Consider the following 19,410-nt stretch of genomic DNA (forward strand, 5'->3'; position numbering starts at 1 on the left):
ACCGCGCCGGACGCGCGTCCCGGACCCGCGTCCACGGGCCCGCCCTCCCTACCGGCGCGCGGTGACGGCCGGGCGCCGCGCACCGCGGCGGTCCACGAGCGCCCACGCGGTCGCGGCGAGCACGGCCGCCGCGAGGAGCACCGACGGCCACGGCCCGAGCACCTCCGCCGCGACGTGCGACAGGACGAACGCGGCGACGGCCACGAGCAGCACGACGACCGCCGGCACCCGTCCCGCGGCCCGCACGGCACGCCACGCGCACCACGCGCCCCCGGCGAGCAGGACCGCGCCCCCGAGCGCCCGCACGCCCGTGCCCTGCGCGAGCGCGAAGCCGAGGACGAGGGTCGCGGCGGCGACGAGCCAGACGGGCAGGCGGGTCATACGGCCACTGTAGGCACGCGCGGCCGGACGTCCCGTGCGACCGGGCGCACGGCGTCACTACGGTGGGCGGTGGCCGCCCGTCGCGCGCGCCGCGGCGCGCGCGCCGGCCCTCGCACGTCCGACCCACGCACCGGAGGCTCCCGTGCCCACGCCGCCCATCGACCCGACGACCACGAGCGCCTGGCAGGCCCTCTCGGAGCACGAGAGCACCCTCCGCCCGGACCTGCGCGGCTGGTTCGCCGCCGACCCGGAGCGCGCGAGCCGCCTCACGTTCGGGCTCGCGGACCTCACGGTCGACCTGTCGAAGAACCTCGTCACCGACGAGACGCTGGCCCTGCTCGTGCGCCTCGGCGAGGAGGTGCACCTGGCCGACCGCTTCGCCGCGATGCTCGCGGGCGAGCACATCAACGTGACCGAGGACCGTGCGGTGCTGCACACGGCGCTGCGCCGCCCGGCGGACGCCGAGCCGCCGCTCGTGGTGGACGGCCAGCAGGTCGACGACGACGTGCAGGAGGTGCTCGGCCGGGTGTCCGCGTTCGCCGAGCAGGTGCGCTCGGGCGAGTGGACGGGCGTGACGGGCGAGCGCGTGCGCACCGTCGTCAACATCGGCATCGGCGGGTCCGACCTCGGCCCCGTGATGGTCTACGAGGCGCTCGAGCCGTACGTGCAGGACGGCCTCGAGGTGCGGTTCGTGTCGAACATCGACCCGACCGACATGGCGCAGAAGACGGCGGACCTCGACCCGGCGACGACGCTGTTCGTCGTCGCGTCGAAGACGTTCACGACGCTGGAGACGCTGACGAACGCGCGGCTGGCTCGCCAGTGGCTGTGGGAGCGGCTCGCCGCCGCCGGGCACCTCGAGGACTCCGACGACGCACGCCGCGAGGCCGTGGCGAAGCACTTCGTGGCCGTGTCGACCGCGCTCGACAAGGTCGCGGACTTCGGCATCGACCCCGCGAACGCCTTCGGCTTCTGGGACTGGGTCGGCGGGCGCTACTCGGTCGACTCCGCGATCGGCACGTCCCTGGCGATCGCGATCGGGCCGGACGCGTTCGGCGAGCTGCTCGAGGGCTTCCACGCGGTGGACGAGCACACCCGCACCGCTCCCCTGGCGCAGAACGTGCCCTTCCTCATGGGCCTGCTCAACGTCTGGTACGTCAACTTCCTCGGCGCGCACACGCACGCCGTGCTGCCGTACGCCCAGCAGCTGCACCGCTTCCCGGCGTACCTGCAGCAGCTGACGATGGAGTCGAACGGCAAGTCGGTGCGCTGGGACGGCACGCCGGTGACGACCCAGACCGGCGAGGTGTTCTGGGGCGAGCCCGGCACCAACGGCCAGCACGCGTTCTACCAGCTCATCCACCAGGGCACGCGCCTGATCCCGGCCGACTTCATCGCCGTGGCGAACCCGGCCTACCCGCTGCGCGACGGCGACACCGACGTGCACGGCCTGTTCCTCGCGAACTTCTTCGCGCAGACGAAGGCGCTCGCGTTCGGCAAGACCGCGGACGAGGTGCGCGCCGAGGGCACGGCCGAGGAGATCGTCCCGGCGCGCGTGTTCTCGGGGAACCGGCCGACGACGTCGATCCTCGCGCCGGCGCTGACGCCGTCGGTGGTCGGCCAGCTCATCGCGCTGTACGAGCACATCACGTTCGCGCAGGGCGTCGTGTGGGGCATCGACTCGTTCGACCAGTGGGGCGTCGAGCTCGGCAAGAAGCTCGCGATGGAGATCGCCCCCGCGGTCGAGGGCGACACGGCGGCGCTCGAGGCGCAGGACCCGTCGACGCGCGCGCTCATCGCCCGCTACCTGGAGCTGCGCCGCTGACGCCGCTCCCCCGGTGCGCCGACGGCGCCGTCCCCGCGGGGGCGGCGCCGTCGGCGTGTGCGGGTGCCGGCGTGGCGGGCCGGGTGAGCCGGGTGAGCTGGGCCGGGTGACGGGGCCCGGCGCCGGCGTCAGGACGCGAACCGCTCGGCGCGCTCCACGACGCGGGCGACGCGGGCCTCGGCGTCCCAGGTGTAGACGGTGCGGCCCTCGATGAGCACGTGCTCGACGCGCGCGTGCACGTCGAGCGGGTCGCCGGACCAGATCACGACGTCGCCGTCGCGGCCCGGCTCCAGCGCACCGATGCGCCCCTCGAGCCCGAAGAACGACGCCGGGTTGACCGTGAGCGCCTCGAGCGCGGTCTGCCGCGGCAGCCCCTCCTTCACCGCGAGGGTCGCCTGGTGCACGAGGAAGTTGATCGGCACGACCGGGTGGTCGGTGGTGATCGCGACGCGCACGCCCGCCGCGGCGATGGCCGCGAGGTGCGCGATCGACCGGTCGCGCAGCTCGACCTTGGACCGGCTCGTGAACATCGGCCCGAAGATCACCGGGACGTCCCGCTCGGCCAGCACGTCGGCGAGCTTGTGCCCCTCGGTGCCATGGTTGAGGACGAGCCGGTAGCCGAACTCGTCCGCGAGGCGCAGCGCGGTGGCGATGTCGTCGTGCCGGTGCGCGTGCTGGTCCCACACGAGCTCGCCGTCGAGCACGCGCGCGAGCGTCTCGAGCGCGAGGTCGGGCGCGAACGGCTCGCCCTTGCGCTCGGCGGCGGCGCGCGCGGCCGCGTAGTGCCGCGCCTTCGCGAACGCCTCGCGGATGACCAGGGCGGTGCCCAGTCGCGTCGACGGCAGCTGCTTGCGCTCGCCGTACACCCGCTTCGGGTTCTCCCCCAGCGCGGACTTCACCGAGACGGAGGCCGCGATGACCTGCTCGTCGACGGTCCGCCCGCCCCACGTCTTCATGGCCACCGACTGCCCGCCGATCGGGTTGCCCGACCCGGGCTTGACGACGACCGACGTCACGCCGCCCGACAGCGCGTCGCGGAACCCCTCGTCGTCGACGTTGATCGCGTCGACCGCACGCACGGCAGCGGCGTTCGGCACGGTCATCTCGTTGGTGTCGTTGCCCGCGACGCCCTCGCCCTCCTCGTGCAGGCCGACGTGGCCGTGCCCCTCGACGAACCCGGGCAGCACCCAGCGGCCGGTCGCGTCGACGACGCGCGCCCCGGCGGGCACCGCCACGTCCGTGCCGACGGCCGTGATGCGCCCGTCCTCGACGAGCACGGTGCCGCCCTCGAGCGGCGGGCCGACGACGGGCACCACGTACCCGCCGGTGATCGCGACGACGGACGGACGGACGGTGGTGGCAGAGCTCATGCCGACCACCGTACGTCCGCCTCGGGAGGCGTCCCGTACCTCAGCCGGTGGTGGCCACGCACCGCAGGCGCGGCGTGCGCAGGGCGTCCCGGCCCTGGTAGCCGAGCTCGGTGGCGGCGCCGGCGGCGAGAGCGCCGTTCCACGGCGCGTTCGTGAACGACCCGCCGTCGAAGGTCGCGTTCCACACGTGCGCCACCGACGGCACGAGCCCGCCGACGAGCTGCACCCGCCACCCCCGGATCGGCGCGTCCCCGGCGGTGACCCGGACGGTCGCGACCCAGCCGCCCGGCCAGGTGCTCTGCACGGTGGTCGTGGCGCGGCAGCCCTCGTCGGCCGGTGACGGCGCCGTCGCGGAGGGGGTGGGCGTGGGGGCGGGAGTCGTCGGGACGGGCGTCGTGGGGGCGGACGTCGTCGGGGCGGGCGTCGTGGGGGCGGGCGTCGTCGGGACGGGCGTCGTGACCTGCCCCGGGACGAGGCGCAGCGCCTGCACGACGGCCGGGTACCAGGCCGCCGCCATGCGCGCGAAGCCCGCGTCGTTCGGGTGCACGCCGTCCCCGGTGTCGCGGGCGGCGTCCCATCCCGTCCACTGGTCGACGACGAGCACGGGGGACGCGGCGGTCGACTGCGCGGCCGCCCACGCTGGCACCTGCGCGTTGAGGGCGCGCGTGCGCTCGGGGCACTCGCCGCAGGTGGGCGGCGCCACGGGGACGATCTGCGCGACCACGAGCACGACCCGGGGGTCGACCGCGCGCGCCTGGCGCAGCAGCGTCGTCCACGCGTCGAGCACCTGCGCGGGGGTGCGTGCGCTCCACACGTCGTTCGTGGCGAAGTGCAGCAGGACGACCTGCGGGCGCGCCGCCGCGAACCACGCCGCGGCCCGGCCCGAGGCGGCGACGTCCGTCACGAGCGCGCCGCCGTGGCCCTCGTTGTCGCCGTCGTGGGCGATCCCGCAGCCGTGCGCCGGCAGCGAGCCGACCATGTCGACCGCGTGCCCGGCGGCCGTCAGGTCGCGGTGCAGCAGCGCGCGCCAGCACCCGGGGTTGCCGGTGATGGAGTCCCCGAGCGCCATGACGCGCACCGGAGCCGCCGTGGCCGCGGCGGCGGGGGCGGCGGCCGACGCGGGCGGCACGGCGCCGCCCGTCGCGAGGACGAGGCCGGTCAGCACGAACGCGGTCGCGAGGGCGCAGGCGGCCCCGGCGAGGCGGGGCAGGGAACGGGTCGGCATCGGGGCTCCTTCGGCGCAGGACGGGACCGCCGCCGTGCCGGCCCCCGGGCAGCCTGGCCCTCCCGAGCGGTGCCGCGGCATCGTCGAAGCGTTTCACCAGCGCGCGGGGCCTGCTGCGGCGCCGCACAAGGGGGCCGGTGCCCGGGCGTGGCAGGCTGGGACGGTCCGCGGACGCGGGCGGCCGGGAGGAGGACGGGCGATGGCGGAGCCCCAGGGGCGCGTGCGCGTCGACGCCTGGACGTGGGCCGTCCGTCTGTTCCCGACCCGGTCCGCCGCCGGCGCCGCGTGCCGTGCGGGGCACGTGCGGGTCAACGGCGAGCGCGCGAAGCCGGCGACGCAGGTCGTCCCCGGGGACGAGGTCGTCGTGCGCGGCGGTGCCCGCGAGCGCAAGGTCGTCGTCGAGCGGCTGCTGGTCAAGCGCGTGTCCGCCGAGGTCGCGCGGGCGTCCTACCTGGACCGCTCCCCCGCGCCGGTCCCGCGCGAGCAGGTCGCGGTCGCCGGGGTCCGCGACCGCGGGGCGGGGCGCCCGACCAAGCGCGAGCGCCGCGAGATCGACCGGCTGCGCGGCCGCTAGGCCGTCAGCGCTCCGCGCTGCGGCGCGGGGACGACTCCGCCAGGTCGTCCATCCACGCCCGCACGCCGGTCTGGTCGAGCAACTCCTCCACGGGGCGGGAGAGCGCCTCCAGGTGCACCGGCACGGCGCGCTCGGCGGCGTCCCGGACCAGCCGCACGACGACCGACAGGCCGCTGGAGTCGAGGAACGTCACGTCGGCGGCGTCGACCAGGACGACGGCGAGGTCCGGGTCGTCCAGGTGCGGCCACAGCGCGGGGGCGTCCGCCTCCCGCACCTGCAGGTCGACGGCGCCGTGCAGGACGACGCGCAGCGTGCCGCCGTCGCGCTGCACGACGAGGCGCCCGGCGCGCTCGACGCCGGGTGCGTCCTCACCGTCGGGGAGCCGGACCACGGCGGCAGTCTGCACGCACAGCGCGCGGTCGGCGACCGCGACCCGCCGGTCCCGCGCGCCGGCCCGACGGGGGGCGTCGGCGGCGGGGTGCATCCTGGTGACGTGCCGACCGCCCCACCCCTCGTCCCCGCGGACCCCGCGGCGACGGGCGACCTGCACGCCGTGCTGCCCGTGCCGCCGGACGTCGACGTCGCCCGCACGGTCGGACGGCTGCGCCGCGGGCCGGGCGACCCCACGTGGTCGCGGTCGCCCGACGGCTCGGTCTGGCACGCCGTGCGCCGCCCGGCCGGCACGGCGACCGTCCGGCTGCGCCGCGCCGGCGGCGGGGACGTGCGCGCCGACGCGTGGGGCGCGGGCGCCCGGCAGGCGCTGGCCGACGTCCCGGGGCTGCTCGGGCTGATGGACGACTGCCGCGGGTTCCCCGACCACCTGCACCCCGCGGTCGCGCGCGCCCGGCGCGCGCATGCCGGCGTCCGCCTGGCCCGCAGCGGCGACGTGTGGGAGACCGTCGTGACGGCCGTGCTCGAGCAGCGGGTCGTCGCGGCGGACGCCAAGGCGTCCTGGCGCCGGCTCGTCGCGACGCACGGCACGCCCGCACCCGGGCCCGTCCCGGCCGGCCTGCGCGTCGCGCCGCCGCCGGCGGACTGGGTCGCGATGCCGGTCTGGGAGTGGCGGCGCGCCGGCGTCGACGCGCAGCGGTCGGACACGGTGCGGCGGGCCGCGCAGGTCGCGCACGCGTTCACGGCGGCGCTGACGCCCGACGAGCTGGGGCGGCGGCTGCTCACGGTGCGCGGGATCGGCCCGTGGACCGTCGCCGAGGTGACGTCGCGCGCGCTCGGCGACGCCGACGCCGTCTCCGTCGGGGACGCGCACCTGCCCCACCTGGTCGGCTGGGCGCTGACCGGCCGCCGCGCGGACGACGCGGGCATGCTGCGCCTGCTCGAGCCGTGGCGGGGGCACCGTCAGCGCGTCCTCGTGCTCCTCGAGCTCGCCTACCGGGCACGCATGCCCGCGTACGGGCCGCGCGCCCCGCGGGCCGCCCCGCTGCGCTGAGCTGGGCCGACGCGGGCGCTGCCGCGGCGCCGGGATGCCGGACCCCGCCGGGGCCGGGGATACTGGTGCGCGCCGCGGGCGGACCGCGGCTCACGAGCAGGAGGAACCCATGGCGTACGACACCCACGGCCGGCACGACGACGCACCGCCGGAGGCGCCGAGCCGGGCCGCGAGCGGCGTCCTCGCGCTCGTGCTGTTCCTCGGCTCGTTCGCGCTCATCGCGTGGGGCTTCGACACCGAGGGGCTCGCCGGCATCCTCATCGGCACGGCCGGCATCCTCACGTTCGGGCTCGCGTACGCGATCCCGACGACGATCCTGCCCGCGCTCGAGAACCGCGGCCGCTGACGCCGTGGTGACCCCGGCGCCGGCCCCCGCGTCCCTGGTCCTGGTCCGGCACGGCGAGAGCGTCGGCAACCTCGCCGCGGCACGCGCCGAGCGCGAGGGCGCGGAGGTCGTCGGCATCGACACGCGCGACGCGGACACCCCGCTGTCCGACCGGGGCCGCGAGCAGGCGCAGGCCCTCGGCGTGTGGCTGGGCGCGCTCCCGGCGGACGAGCGGCCCGAGGTCGTCTGGTGCTCGCCGTACCTGCGCACCCGGCAGACGGCCGCTGCGGCGCTGGAGGCCGCGGGGCTCGACGTGCCGGTGCGGCTCGACGAGCGGCTGCGCGACCGCGAGCTCGGCGTGCTGGACCGGCTCACCCGGGTGGGCGTCGAGGCCCGGCACCCCCAGGAGGCGGAGCGCCGCCGGCTGCTCGGCAAGATGTACCACCGCCCGCCGGGCGGGGAGTCCTGGGCCGACGTCGCGCTGCGCCTGCGCTCGGTGCTGCGCGACCTGGCCGAGCGCGAGGACGGGCGCCGGGTCCTCGTCGTGGCGCACGACGCGGTGGTGATGCTGCTGCGCTACGTGCTCGAGGCGATGGACGAGGACCAGCTCATGGCGATCGTGCGCGAGCGCAGCGTGCGCAACGCGTCGGTGACGCGGCTGGACCGGGTCGACGACGCGTGGCTGCTCACGGCGTTCGACGAGGTCGGTCACCTGGCGGCGCTCGACGCCGCGGTGACCGAGCACGAGGGCACGGACGACGCCGGTGCCTGACGGCGACGGGGCCGCGGGCACGTCGACGGGCGGCACGCTGACGCCGGCGGCGCTGCGCGCGTGGCCGCTGCCCGAGCCCACCGGGGGCAAGGACGCGCGGGGCGGCGTGCTCGTCGTCGGTGGTGCGCGCCGCACGCCGGGAGCCGCCATGCTCGCGGGGCTGGCGGCGCTGCGCGTCGGCGCGGGCCGGCTGACGCTCGCGGTCGCGGGGTCGCTCGCGCCGCACGTGGCGGTGGCGGTGCCGGAGGCGGGCGTCGTCGGGCTGCCAGAGGACGCGCACGGGTCGGTGACGGGTGCCGGTGACGGCGTCCTGGACGGCGAGCTCGCGCGCGCCGACGTCGTCGTCGTGGGACCGGGCCTGGACGCGCCGGACGGGACGCTCGCCGTGCTGCGTGCGGTCGTGGCGGGCACGGCCGGCGACGTGCCGCTCGTGCTCGACGCGTTCGCCCTCGGCGTCCTGCCGGACGCGCAGGACCTGCACGAGGCGCTGCGTGGCCGCACGGTGCTGACGCCGAACGCGACCGAGATGACGTACCTGCTGGGCCTGGACGACGGTGCCGACGAGGACGGCGTGGACGACGGCGCCGCGGCCCGCGCCGCCGGGCGCTACGGCGTCGTGGTGGCGTGCGCCGGTGCCGTCGCCGCCCCGGACGGCCGGCGCTGGCGGTCGTCCACCGGGTACTCGGGGCTCGGCACCTCCGGCAGCGGCGACGTGCTGGCCGGGGCGGTCGGCGGGCTGCTGGCGCGCGGCGCCGACCCGGCGCAGGCGGCGTGCTTCGGCGTCGAGGCGCACGGCACCGCGGGCGACCGCCTCGCCGCGCGCGTCGGCCCGCAGGGCTACCTGGCCCGCGAGCTGCTGGACGAGCTCCCCCGGGTCCTCGTCGAGCTGCGCGTCCGCTGACTCCCCGGTGCCGTCCGGTCCGGCCGCCGGACCCGGAGGGCGATCCCGGCGCCGCATGGCGCAGACTGGTGACGTGGACACCCCTCGCATGAACGTCGAGTCGTTCAACCTCGACCACCGCACCGTCGCCGCGCCGTACATCCGGCTCGCGGACCTCAAGGAGCTGCCGCACGGCGACGTGATCAGCAAGTTCGACGTGCGCTTCGCGCAGCCGAACCACGGGCACCTCGAGATGCCGGCCGTGCACTCCCTCGAGCACCTGTTCGCCGAGCACTCGCGCAACCACAGCGACCGCGTGCTCGACTTCTCCCCCATGGGCTGCCAGACCGGCTTCTACCTCATGCTCGAGGGCCGCTGGAGCCAGGAGGAGGTCGAGGAGCTCGTCGCCGGGACGCTCGAGGACGTCCTCGGCGCCACGGAGGTGCCGGCCGCGAACGAGACGCAGTGCGGCTGGGGCGCGAACCACACGCTCGAGGGCGCGCAGGACGTCGCGCGCGCGTTCCTCGCCGAGCGCTCGGGCTGGGCGCAGGTCACCGCGTGAGCGTCGACGCCGTCGTCGTGACGGCGATGGGCGTGGAGGCGACGCCGTTCCTCGAGCGCGCGAGCGCGGCCGAGGACGAGACGGAGGTCGCGGGCGCCCGCCGGCGGCTGCTGCACGTCGGCGACGCCCGGGTCCTGCTCGTCACGTGCGGCATCGGGCTCGTGAACTCCGCCACGGCCGCCGTCCTCGCGCTCGCCGAGCACACCCCCCGGGTCGTGGTCAGCGCCGGCTCGGCGGGCGGCATGGGCCTGGACGTGCGCGTGGGCGACGTCGTCGTCGGCGCCTCGACCGTGTACGGCGCCGCGGACGCGCGCGTCTTCGGGTACGCGCTCGGGCAGGTGCCGGGCATGCCGGCCCGGTACGACGCCGACCCGGCCCTGCTGGCCGCGGCCGGCGCCGCCGACCCGCACGGCCTGACCGTGCGCACGGGCACGATCCTGTCGAGCGACGTGTTCGTCGACGCCGAGCGCGTCGAGCCGCTGCGCGCCGCCTTCCCCGACGCCCTCGCGTGCGACATGGAGTCCGCGGCGCTCGCGCACGCCGCGCACCTGCTCGGCGTGCCGTTCCTGTCCGTGCGCGGCATCTCGGACCTGTGCGGCCCGATCGCCGGCGTCGACTTCGGCGCGCACGTCGACGACGCCGCCGAGCGGTCCGCGACGGTCGTCCTCGGCCTGCTGGACCAGGTGCTGGCGCCCGCCCGCTGAGCACGCGCGACGCACCCGTCGGGGGGTGGCGGCACCGGACGGTGCCGCCACCCCCCGATGAGTTCCGGGCACGGCCCGGGTCGGCAGCGGATGGCGACGACGCGCCGGCGGAATCACCTCGACCGCCGCGGGGTTGTCGCCAGAGACTTCGGTCCTACCCCCGACGACGTGGCCGCCGCCCGGCGGCTCCCGCGCGCCCGCGCACCGTACGACCCTCGACCTGACAGGTGGCACCGTGACCGACCAGAACCTCGACGCCTCGACCGCCACGGTCGACGAACGTCCGGCGACGCCGGCACCGGCTCCGGCGGGGCCGACCACCGGCCCGGAGGGCACCGTCCCCGCCGCGATGTCCGCCCGCGACCGCCTCGCGGTCGCCCTGCTCCTGGTGTCGACGTTCGTCGTCATCCTCAACGAGACGATCATGGGCGTGGCGCTGCCCCGGCTGCGCGACGACCTCGGCGTGACGGCGTCCGCCGCGCAGTGGCTGACGACCGGCTTCCTGCTGACGATGGCCGTGGTCATCCCGGTCACGGGCTTCCTGCTGCAGCGCCTGACGACGCGGCAGGCGTACCTCGGCGCGATGGGCGCGTTCTCGCTCGGCACGCTGATCTGCGCGGTCGCCCCCGGGTTCGAGCTGCTGCTCGCCGGCCGCGTCGTGCAGGCGCTCGGCACGGCCGTCATGCTGCCGCTGCTCATGACGACGGTGATGAACGTGACGCCGCCCGAGGGCCGCGGCCGCACGATGGGCAACATCTCGGTCGTCATCTCGGTCGCGCCCGCCATCGGCCCGACGGTGTCCGGCCTCATCCTGTCCGTGCTCAGCTGGCGGTGGATGTTCGGGATCGTGCTGCCGATCGCCGTCGCCGCGCTCGTGCTCGGCGCGGCGCGCCTGCCGAACGTCACCGAGACCCGCTGGGCCCGCGTCGACGTGCTGTCCGTGGTGCTGTCCGCGATCGGCTTCGGCGGTCTGGTGTTCGGGCTCTCGCACATCGGCGAGGCGGCCGCGGCGGGCGGTGTCGACGCGATCACCGTCGGCGCGATCCTCGTCGGGCTCGCGGGTCTGACCGTGTTCGTGGTGCGTCAGCTGCGGCTGCAGCGGCGGGACGACGCGCTGCTCGACCTGCGCACGTTCCGCATCCGGACGTTCGCGGTCGGCGTCGCGCTGATGGCCGTGATGATGATGTCGCTGTTCGGCTCGATCATCATGCTGCCGATCTACGCGCAGGACGTGCTCGGCCTCGACACGCTGCGCACGGGCCTGCTGCTGCTGCCGGGCGGTCTGCTCATGGGTCTGCTCGCGCCGATCGTCGGCCGCGCGTACGACCGCGTGGGGCCTCGCCCGCTGCTCGTGCCGGGCACGGTGCTCGTGTCGGCCGCCGTGTGGGCGATGGCGCTCCTGCTGCGCGAGGGCGGCTCCCCGTGGGTGCTCGTCGGCGCCCACCTGACGATGTCCGCGGGCCTCGCGCTCGTGTTCACGCCGCTGTTCACCTCCGCGCTGGGGTCGGTGCCGCAGAAGCTGTACTCGCACGGCAGCGCGGTCATCGGCACGGTGCAGCAGGTCGCCGGCGCGGCGGGCACCGCGGTGTTCGTCACCGTGCTCACGGCGGTCTCGACCGGGCTCGCGGCCGAGGGCGCCGGCGCGGTCACCGCGACCGCCGGCGGCGTGCGCGGCGCGTTCCTGCTCGGCGCGGTGCTGTCGCTGCCCGCGATCGCGGCGGCGCTGCTCGTGCGGCCCGCACCGGCGGGCGCGGAGCGGCCCGTCGGGCACTGACCCGCCGGGCACCGACCCGCCCGGCCTCCGCTCAGCGCGAGGCGCCCCGGGGCCCGTCGACGTCACCGTCGGCGGGCCCCGGCGCGTCCGGTCCTGCCGGCTCGCTCGCCGGCACGTCCCGTGCCGGTCGCGGCGTGGCGGCCGCCGCCGCGACGACGTCCACCGCGGTGGCGACCATCCCGTCCCCCGCGACCTCGCCCGCGCCCGCGTGCCCGTGGGCGGCCCGCACGGCGTCGACGGCCGCGGCGCTCGGCGGCACCTGCGACCGGTCGCGCCAGGCCGCGGCGAGCCGCCCGACCCCGTCGAGCACGACGGCGTGCACGCGCGCGTCGGCGAGGGGCGCGAAGTGCCCGTCCACCGGCAGCCGCACGTTCGCTGCCGCCCCGGAGAGCCGGCTGCCGCCCGGCACGTGCGGGTCGAAGCGGGCGTACACCGACCAGATGCGCGCGTTCGCGGCGACCTGACGGGCCAGCGCGAGGATGTCGGGGTCCACCGGCGAGAGCGCCCGCACGGCGCGCACGGGGAACCAGCGCGCGTACACCGACCCCGAGAACGGCGTGTTCACGGCGACCATCCCCGCGAGCCGGTCGCCGACCCCCGGGGTGCCGAGCACGAGCTTGCCGATGAGCCCGCCCTTGGAGTGCGCGACGAGGACGACGTCGTCGAGGTCGAGCTCCGCGAGCCGGTCGCGGACGCGCCGGGCGGACTCCTCGAGCCCGCGGCCGTTGTAGCCGAGCGCCGGGACCGCGTGCACCGGGTGCCCCGCGCCGTGCAGCGCCCGCACGAGGCCGTCCATGACCGGCCACGTCTCGTAGATGCCCGGCAGCAGCAGCACGGGGGCCCGCGTGCCCGTGGCGAGGTCCTCGGGCAGCGGCGGCGCGAGCGTCGCGCGCGCCTGCGCCCCGACGATCCACGCGTAGTCCCGCGCCCACGCCACGGCCTGCTCGGCACGCCGGCGCCAGCCGACGCGCACGCCCGGCTCCTGCTCCTGCGCCGGCGCGCCGGCACCCCCCTGCGCGTCGCTCACCGGTCCTGGTGCTCCCGGATCAGCGCGGCGACCTCGCGCGCGTGGTTCGCGAACACCGCGTGGCCGCCGCCCGGCACCTCGGCCCACCGGCCGTCCGGCGCCGCCGCGGCGACCTGCTGCACCCAGGGGCGCGGGGCGATGCGGTCGTGCTCGCCGCGGACGACCAGGACCGGCACCGGCACCTGCTGGATCCGCTCCTCGGTCCGGTACTCGAGCATGCTGGGCAGCACCAGCCCGTACCAGAGCGCCCCGGACTGCAGGTAGTCGACGAGGATCGTCTGCCGGGTCCGCGGGGACTCGTGCACCGCGGTGCGCAGCAGGCGCAGCCCCTGCCGGACCGCCGAGCGCGCGGCGGGGTCCGTGGTGGGACCGACGAGCACGGCGCGGCCGGCGACGTCCGGCGCCTTCGCCAGGAGCTCGGTGACGACCTGGGCGCCCATCGAGTGCCCCAGGACCGTCGGCCGGTCCAGCCCGGCGCGCCGCAGCCAGCGCTCCACGACGCCGGCGAAGTCCTCCACGTCGAGCCGGCGGTCGGGCCGCGGGACGTCGCCGAAGCCGGGCAGGTCGAGCATGTGCACGACCCCGGCACCCGCGAGCTCGCCGGCGAGCGGCTGGAAGTAGTGCGACGAGACGCCGATGCCGTGCACCAGCACCACGTCCCGGCGCTCCTGCGGCGGGACGCGGTCGAGGCTGTCGCGCCAGCACGTCCACGTGCGCAGCGGCAGCCCGTCGACGAGCAGCCGGTCGATGCGGACGTTGAGACCGCTGGGGACGGGGATCACAGGGCCTCCACGACCTGGTCGGCGAGCGGGTCGGGGGTGCCGAAGCGGTGCGCGGTGACGCTCACGGCCTGCTCGCGCACGAACGCGAGCAGCTCGACGAGCCCGGACGACGTGACGGGACCGCCGTAGACGGTCACGTCGGCGCGTCCCTCGGCGGCGCGCGCGGCCGCGGCCGCGTCCCCGCCGACCAGCCGGACGCGGCCGTCCGGCACGTGCGGCAGGTCCGCGGCCCACGCCTCGTCGTCCTGCACGTGCACGTCGAAGCCGGCGTCCGCCACGGCCGCGGCCAGGGCGGTCGGCAGCGGCGCGGGGACGCTGACCTCGCCGGTGGAGCCCGCGGTCAGCCCGGCCGCGAGCACGCGCAGCAGGTCGGCGACGGGCGCGCCCTCGGCGAGCCGGACGTGGACCGGCACGGGCAGGTGCCGCAGCACGTCGCGCTCGGGCTCCAGGCCCGTGACGTCGCGCGGCACGCCGAGGTCCGTGGCCCACACGTGCGCGGCCGCGGCGGCGGCCCCCCGCACGGCCCGCAGGTCCGCGGGCGGCAGGCCCGCCGCGTCGGCCGCGTCGAGCAGCGCCGCGACGGGCGGAGGCAGGGTGGCGTCCGGCGCCGGGACGGCGGTCGCGGGGTCGTCGGCCCAGGTGCCGAAGCCGAACAGGTAGTGCGGCCCGCCCGCCTTGGTCGTCGGCCCGACGACCGACCGCTTCCACCCGCCGAAGGGCTGGCGCTGCACGATGGCGCCGGTGATGCCGCGGTTCACGTAGACGTTGCCCGCCTGCACGCGGGCGAGCCAGTAGGTGATCTCGTCGGGGTCGAGCGAGTGCAGACCCGCCGTGAGGCCGTAGTCCACGTCGTTCTGCAGCGCGATCGCCTCGTCCAGGGTGTCGGCGGTCATCACCGCGAGCACGGGGCCGAACCACTCGGTGCGGTGCGCCTCGGAGCCGGGCCGCACCCCCACCCGCACGCCGGGCGTCCACAGCCGGCCCTCGTCGTCGAGGCGGCGCGGCTCGACGGCCCACCGCTCCCCCGGGCCGAGCGTCGTCAGGCCGTCGAGGAGCTTGCCGGACGCGGGCTCGACGAGCGGGCCCATCTGGGTGCGCGGGTCGTGCGGCCACCCGACCTGCAGCGAGGTCACGGCGTCGAGCAGCTGCGTGCGGAACCGGCGCGACCGGGCGACCGAGCCGACCAGCACGACGAGCGACGCCGCGGAGCACTTCTGCCCGGCGTGGCCGAACGCCGACGCCACGACGTCCTTGACCGCCAGGTCGAGGTCCGCGGACGGCGTGACGACGATCGCGTTCTTGCCCGACGTCTCGGCGAGCAGCGGCAGGTCGGGGCGCATCGAGCGGAACAGCTCGGCGGTCTCCCACGAGCCGGTGAGCACGACGCGCTCGACCCGGGGGTCGGACACGAGCGCCGAGCCGAGGGTCGACTCCTCGACGTCGACGAGGTGCAGCACGTCGCGCGGCACACCGGCCGCCCACAGCGTCTCCGCGAGCACGGCGCCGCAGCGCCGCGCGGGCGGGGCGGGCTTGAGCACGACGGCCGACCCGGCCGCGAGCGCCGCCAGGACGGAGCCCGCGGGGATCGCGACGGGGAAGTTCCACGGCGGCGTGACGACGGTCAGGCGCGCCGGGGCGAACCGGGCCCCGGGCACGTGCTCCAGCTCGGCAGCGCGGTCCGCGTAGTACCGGGCGAAGTCGACCGCCTCGGAGACCTCCGGGTCGCCCTGGTCGAGGGTCTTGCCCGCCTCCGACGCCATGACCTCGAGCAGGTCGGCCCGGCGGGCCTCGAGCGCGTCCGCCGCGGCGCGCAGCACCGCGCGCCGGCCCGCGCCGCCCCGCGCGGACCAGCCCGCCGACGCGGCGACGGCCTCGGCCAGGACGCGGTCGAGCGCGTCGGCGTCGTGGAGGCGGGCGGCGGCCAGGGTGTCGGTGCCGAGCGTGGAGCCGGGCGCCCGGCCCAGGATCGCGCGGGCCCAGTCGCGGTTGGCGGGGACCGCCGGGTCGGTGTCGGGGGCGTTCGCGAACGGGGCGAGCCCCACGGGCGCGGGCGGCAGGGACCGGTCCTGCGTGCGGTGCGGCGCCGGGACCGCGTCGTCGAGGGCGCGCAGCGCGGCCGAGAACCGGGCCCGCTCGCGCTCGAACGCCGAGGCGTCGTCGGCCAGGTCGAACGCGGCGGACATGAAGTTCTCCGGGCTCGCCCCCTCCTCGAGGCGGCGCACGAGGTAGGCGATCGCGACGTCGAACTCGCGCGGGTGCACGACCGGCACGTAGAGGACGAGGCGCCCGACCTCCTGCCGCACGACGTCCGCCTGCGCCTGCGCCATGCCGAGGAGCATCTCGACGTCCATCGCGTCCTCGACGCCGCGCGAGCGGGCGAGCAGCCACGCGAGCGCGAGGTCGAACAGGTTGTGCCCGGCGACGCCGAGGCGGACGGCGTCCACCGCGTCGGGGCGCAGGGCGACGTCGAGCAGGCGCTTGTACTGCGTGTCCGTCTCCTGCTTCGTGGACCACGTGGCGAGCGGCCAGCCGTGCATCGCGGCCTCGACGCGCTCCATCGGCAGGTTCGCGCCCTTGACCAGCCGCACCTTGACCGGCGCGCCGCCGCGGGCACGCCGCGCCCGGGCCCACTCCTGCAGCCGGAGCATCGCGCCGACCGCGTCGGGCAGGTACGCCTGCAGCACGATCCCGCCGGACCAGCCCAGCAGCGCGGGCCGGTCGAGCAGCCGCGTGAACACCGCGACCGTCAGGTCGAGGTCGCGGTACTCCTCCATGTCGAGGTTGACGAACGTGTTCGTCGCCGCGGCCCGCTCGTACAGCGGGGCGAGCCGCTCGACGACCTCGTCGACTGCCTCGTCGAAGGCGTACGGCGCGTGCGGCGCGACCGCCGCCGACACCTTGACCGACACGTAGTCGACGTCGTCGCGCTCCACGAGCGCCCGGATGCCGGCCAGGCGCCGGTCCGCCTCGCGGCGGCCGAGCACGGCCTCGCCGAGCAGGTTGAGGTTGAGCTGCACGCCGGGCCGGCGCAGGCGGGCGATCGCCGGGCCGAGGCGGGCGTCGCTGGCGTCGACGAGGAGGTGGCCGACCATCGCGCGCAGCGCCCGCCGCACGACCGGCACGACGAGCCCCGGGGCCACGCGCGCCGCCACCGCACCCGCCCGCACCCCGAGGCGCAGGTGCGGGGCGAGGAAGGCGGGCGTGCGCCGCGCCAGCGCGGCGAGCTCACGGGCGGCGACGCGGTCGTCCTCGGGGCGCACGACGCGGTCGACGAAGCCGACCGTGAACGCCAGCCCCTCGGGGTCGGCCAGCACGTCGGCCAGCTGCCGGGCCGCCGGGTCGACCGGGCCGGACGCGCTGGCGTCCAGCCAGCGGCGGACCAGCGCCACGGCGTCGTCCTCGAGGCGGCGCAGGTCGTCGGGGCCGTACCGTGCGTCCGCGGTGCCGGCGGCGGTGCGGGTGGTGCCGGCGGCGGTGCGGGTGGTGCCGGCGGCGGTGCGGGTGGTGCCGGCGGTGGTGCGGGCCGCGCGCGGCCCGGTGGGGCCGGTGGTGCGGTCGTCGGTGCGGTCGTCGACGGTCACGTGCTCTCCGGGGTCGGGGGTACGCGAGGGTCGCCCGCGTGATCACCCATCATCGACCCCGCGGCGGGGCGCCGCACCCTCGCCCGGTCCCGCCGCCGGCAGCGTGACGACCGCGCGCAGGCCGCCGGCCGGTGCGTCGCCGAGCACGACGTCCCCGCCGAGCTCGCGCGCGACCTCCCGGGCGATGGCCAGACCGAGCCCCGTGCCGCCCGCGTCCCGCTCGCGTGCGCCGTCCAGGCGCACGAACCGCGCGAACACGCGCTCGCGGTCGGCCGGGGGGATGCCGGGGCCGTCGTCGTCGACCACGACGCGTCCGTCGGCCACCGCGACGTCGACGCGGGCACCGGCGTGGCGGGCGGCGTTCGCGACCAGGTTGCGCAGCACCCGCCGCACGCCGTCCTGCGTGCCCAGGGCCGCACCCGCGCCGTGCACCGCCAGGTCCACGCCGTGCGCGTCCGCGACCGGACGGGCCGACGACACGGCCTCGGCCGCCGCCTCCGCGAGGTCGACCGGGCCGCGCGGCACGGCTGCACCGCCGAGGCGCGCCAGGACGAGCAGGTCGTCGACGAGCGCCTGCATGCGCGCCACCTCGGGGACGAGGTCGTCCACCAGGTCCCGCACCGGGTACGCCTCGGGGTGCTCGCGGGCCACCTCCACCGCCGCACGGACCGCGGCGACGGGTGAGCGCAGCTCGTGCGCGGCGTCGGCGACGAACGTGCGCTGCCGCGCGGCCGACGCCTCGAGCCGGTCGAGCATCGCGTTGAGCGTGCGCGCGAGCGCGGCCAGCTCGTCGTCCGCCGCCGGCACCGGCAGCGACCCCGGACCGCCCGCGAGCGCGACCCGGTCGGCGGCGGCCCGCAGGTCCTCGACGGGCGCGAGCGCACGGCCGATCAGCGTGCGCACGAGCAGCGCGACGCCGAGGGTGAGCACCGGGACGACGAGCAGCAGCGCGAGCCGCAGCGCGTCGAGGACGCCGCGGACCTCGTCGAGCGGCACGCTCGCCACGACGGTCACGGGCGCGCCGCCCAGGTCCGCCGCACGCACCGCGACGCGGGCCTCGGCGTCGTACGCGCTCGCGTCGGTGCTGCGCACGAGCACCCCGTCGCCGGCCTCGGCCCGCCAGGCCGCGAGGGTCGCGGCGTCCAGCACGGGCAGCGTGCGGCTCGCCGTCGCCGACGACGCGAGCACGCCGCCGTCCGCGTCGAGGACCTGGGCGACCTCGCCCGGCTCGGCGACCGGGAGCGGGGCGGGCACGCGGTCGTCGGCGACGAGCGCGGCGACGGTGGCCGCGCGGGCGCGCACGACCTCGTCGAGCGCGGCGACGCGGCTCGCGCCCAGCACGCCCGACAGGGCGAGGGCGCCCGCGACGAGCGCGACGGCGACGACGCCCGTGGCGAGCAGCGTCAGCCGGTCGGGCAGGGACAGGCTCACGCCGCGGCGGGGGCGTCCGGCGGGGCTCACGCGCCGGGTGCGACGGACGTGGCGGCACCGATCCGGTACCCCGCGCCGCGCACGGTCGTGACCGCGTCCTTGCCCAGCTTGCGCCGCAGGTAGCCGACGTACACCTCGACGACGTTGGGGTCCTCGCCGCCGGTGTCGAAGACGTGGTCGAGCAGCTCGAGCTTGCCCACGACGCGCTCGCCGTGGCGCAGCAGGTACTCCAGCAGCGCGGTCTCGCGGACGGTGAGCTCGACGGGGCGGCCGGCTCGGGTCACCTCGCGCGTGGCCGGGTCGAGCCGCAGGTCCCCGGCCCGCAGCACGGCCGGCCGCGGGGCGACGGGGCGGCGCACCAGCGCGCGCAGCCGCGCGACGAGCACGACGAACGAGAACGGCTTCGTCAGGTAGTCGTCGGCGCCGACGTCGAGGCCGTCGGCGACGTCGTGCTCGCCGTCCTTCGCGGACAGCATGAGCACCGGCGTCCACACCTCGCGCTCGCGCAGCGTCGTGACGACGTCGTAGCCGTGCCGGCGCGGCAGCATGACGTCGACGACGAGCACGTCGTACTCCCCGTCGGTCGCCATCGCCAGGCCGGTCTCCCCGTCGTGGGCCACGTCGACCGTGAACCCCTCGGCGGCCAGCCCCCGGCGCAGCGCGCGCGTCAGCCCGACCTCGTCGTCCACCACGAGCACCCGCACCCCGGCAGCATCCCACCGCACGCCCCCGCGGGCGCCCGAGCCGCCGGCG

General features: G+C 77.3%; 18 protein-coding genes. 9 read left to right on the forward strand and 9 right to left on the reverse strand.

The window, feature by feature from the left end:
- Positions 1-48 precede the first annotated feature (48 nt).
- The gene (locus FB586_RS17205; RefSeq protein WP_136520558.1) at positions 49-381 is read right to left on the reverse strand and encodes a hypothetical protein; all 333 of its coding nucleotides are present in this window, start codon (positions 379-381) and stop codon (positions 49-51) included.
- A gap of 142 nt (positions 382-523) precedes the next feature.
- On the opposite strand from FB586_RS17205, the gene pgi reads away from it, so the two are divergent.
- Entirely contained in the window at positions 524-2,206 is a 1,683-nt protein-coding gene (gene pgi, locus FB586_RS17210) for a glucose-6-phosphate isomerase (protein WP_136520559.1), read from the forward strand.
- 128 nt (positions 2,207-2,334) lie between these two features.
- On the opposite strand, the gene FB586_RS17215 is transcribed toward pgi, so the two are convergent.
- The gene (locus FB586_RS17215) at positions 2,335-3,576 is read right to left on the reverse strand and encodes an amidohydrolase (RefSeq protein ID WP_136520560.1); all 1,242 of its coding nucleotides are present in this window, start codon (positions 3,574-3,576) and stop codon (positions 2,335-2,337) included.
- 40 nt (positions 3,577-3,616) lie between these two features.
- Positions 3,617-4,801, reverse strand: coding sequence for a GDSL-type esterase/lipase family protein (locus FB586_RS17220; RefSeq protein WP_136520561.1), 1,185 nt, complete (start codon positions 4,799-4,801; stop codon positions 3,617-3,619).
- Between the two features lie 199 nt (positions 4,802-5,000).
- Between FB586_RS17220 and FB586_RS17225 the strand changes: the two genes are divergently transcribed.
- On the forward strand, positions 5,001-5,375 hold the full coding sequence (locus FB586_RS17225) for an RNA-binding S4 domain-containing protein (RefSeq protein ID WP_136520562.1): 375 nt from the start codon (positions 5,001-5,003) through the stop codon (positions 5,373-5,375).
- Between the two features lie 4 nt (positions 5,376-5,379).
- Here FB586_RS17225 and FB586_RS17230 read toward each other — a convergent pair whose 3' ends face one another.
- The gene (locus FB586_RS17230) at positions 5,380-5,766 is read right to left on the reverse strand and encodes an STAS domain-containing protein (protein WP_168800594.1); all 387 of its coding nucleotides are present in this window, start codon (positions 5,764-5,766) and stop codon (positions 5,380-5,382) included.
- Positions 5,767-5,868: 102 nt separating this feature from the next.
- On the opposite strand from FB586_RS17230, the gene FB586_RS17235 reads away from it, so the two are divergent.
- The 7 genes from FB586_RS17235 to FB586_RS17265 all read left to right on the forward strand — a co-directional run bounded on the left by FB586_RS17235 (position 5,869) and on the right by FB586_RS17265 (position 11,836).
- Entirely contained in the window at positions 5,869-6,819 is a 951-nt protein-coding gene (locus FB586_RS17235; RefSeq protein ID WP_246036883.1) for a DNA-3-methyladenine glycosylase family protein, read from the forward strand.
- Positions 6,820-6,928: 109 nt separating this feature from the next.
- Positions 6,929-7,165, forward strand: a complete 237-nt coding sequence (locus tag FB586_RS17240) for a hypothetical protein (protein WP_136520564.1) — start codon at positions 6,929-6,931, stop codon at positions 7,163-7,165.
- A 4-nt stretch (positions 7,166-7,169) separates the two neighbouring features.
- Positions 7,170-7,916: a histidine phosphatase family protein gene (locus FB586_RS17245; RefSeq protein ID WP_136520565.1), complete on the forward strand. Its 747-nt coding sequence runs from the start codon at positions 7,170-7,172 to the stop codon at positions 7,914-7,916.
- Positions 7,909-8,817 (forward strand): NAD(P)H-hydrate dehydratase, encoded by a 909-nt coding sequence (locus FB586_RS17250; protein ID WP_246036885.1) that lies wholly within the window; start codon positions 7,909-7,911, stop codon positions 8,815-8,817. The genes FB586_RS17245 and FB586_RS17250 overlap by 8 nt, the downstream gene beginning before the upstream one ends.
- An 88-nt stretch (positions 8,818-8,905) precedes the next feature.
- Complete coding sequence (locus FB586_RS17255; RefSeq protein WP_136520805.1) at positions 8,906-9,358, forward strand: S-ribosylhomocysteine lyase; 453 nt, start codon at positions 8,906-8,908, stop codon at positions 9,356-9,358.
- Entirely contained in the window at positions 9,355-10,062 is a 708-nt protein-coding gene (mtnN, locus tag FB586_RS17260; RefSeq protein WP_136520566.1) for a 5'-methylthioadenosine/S-adenosylhomocysteine nucleosidase, read from the forward strand. Before FB586_RS17255 ends, mtnN begins: the two co-directional genes overlap by 4 nt.
- A gap of 349 nt (positions 10,063-10,411) precedes the next feature.
- The gene (locus FB586_RS17265) at positions 10,412-11,836 is read left to right on the forward strand and encodes a DHA2 family efflux MFS transporter permease subunit (protein ID WP_136520806.1); all 1,425 of its coding nucleotides are present in this window, start codon (positions 10,412-10,414) and stop codon (positions 11,834-11,836) included.
- 31 nt (positions 11,837-11,867) lie between these two features.
- On the opposite strand, the gene FB586_RS19750 is transcribed toward FB586_RS17265, so the two are convergent.
- From FB586_RS19750 to FB586_RS17290, 5 genes are all read right to left on the reverse strand, one after another.
- Complete coding sequence (locus FB586_RS19750; protein ID WP_187697888.1) at positions 11,868-12,863, reverse strand: esterase/lipase family protein; 996 nt, start codon at positions 12,861-12,863, stop codon at positions 11,868-11,870.
- On the reverse strand, positions 12,860-13,645 hold the full coding sequence (locus FB586_RS17275) for an alpha/beta fold hydrolase (protein WP_136520567.1): 786 nt from the start codon (positions 13,643-13,645) through the stop codon (positions 12,860-12,862). The genes FB586_RS19750 and FB586_RS17275 overlap by 4 nt, the downstream gene beginning before the upstream one ends.
- Positions 13,642-17,058, reverse strand: coding sequence for a bifunctional proline dehydrogenase/L-glutamate gamma-semialdehyde dehydrogenase (locus tag FB586_RS17280; RefSeq protein WP_136520807.1), 3,417 nt, complete (start codon positions 17,056-17,058; stop codon positions 13,642-13,644). The genes FB586_RS17275 and FB586_RS17280 overlap by 4 nt, the downstream gene beginning before the upstream one ends.
- 210 nt (positions 17,059-17,268) lie before the next feature.
- A complete protein-coding gene (locus FB586_RS17285) occupies positions 17,269-18,657 on the reverse strand; it encodes a sensor histidine kinase (protein ID WP_136520568.1) in 1,389 nt (462 codons plus the stop codon).
- Positions 18,658-18,683: 26 nt separating this feature from the next.
- Positions 18,684-19,361 (reverse strand): response regulator transcription factor, encoded by a 678-nt coding sequence (locus FB586_RS17290; RefSeq protein WP_136520569.1) that lies wholly within the window; start codon positions 19,359-19,361, stop codon positions 18,684-18,686.
- Positions 19,362-19,410 lie beyond the last annotated feature (49 nt).

The sequence above is a fragment of the Cellulomonas telluris genome, from assembly GCF_004886325.1.
GTDB classification, from domain to species: Bacteria; Actinomycetota; Actinomycetes; order Actinomycetales; family Cellulomonadaceae; genus Cellulomonas; species Cellulomonas telluris.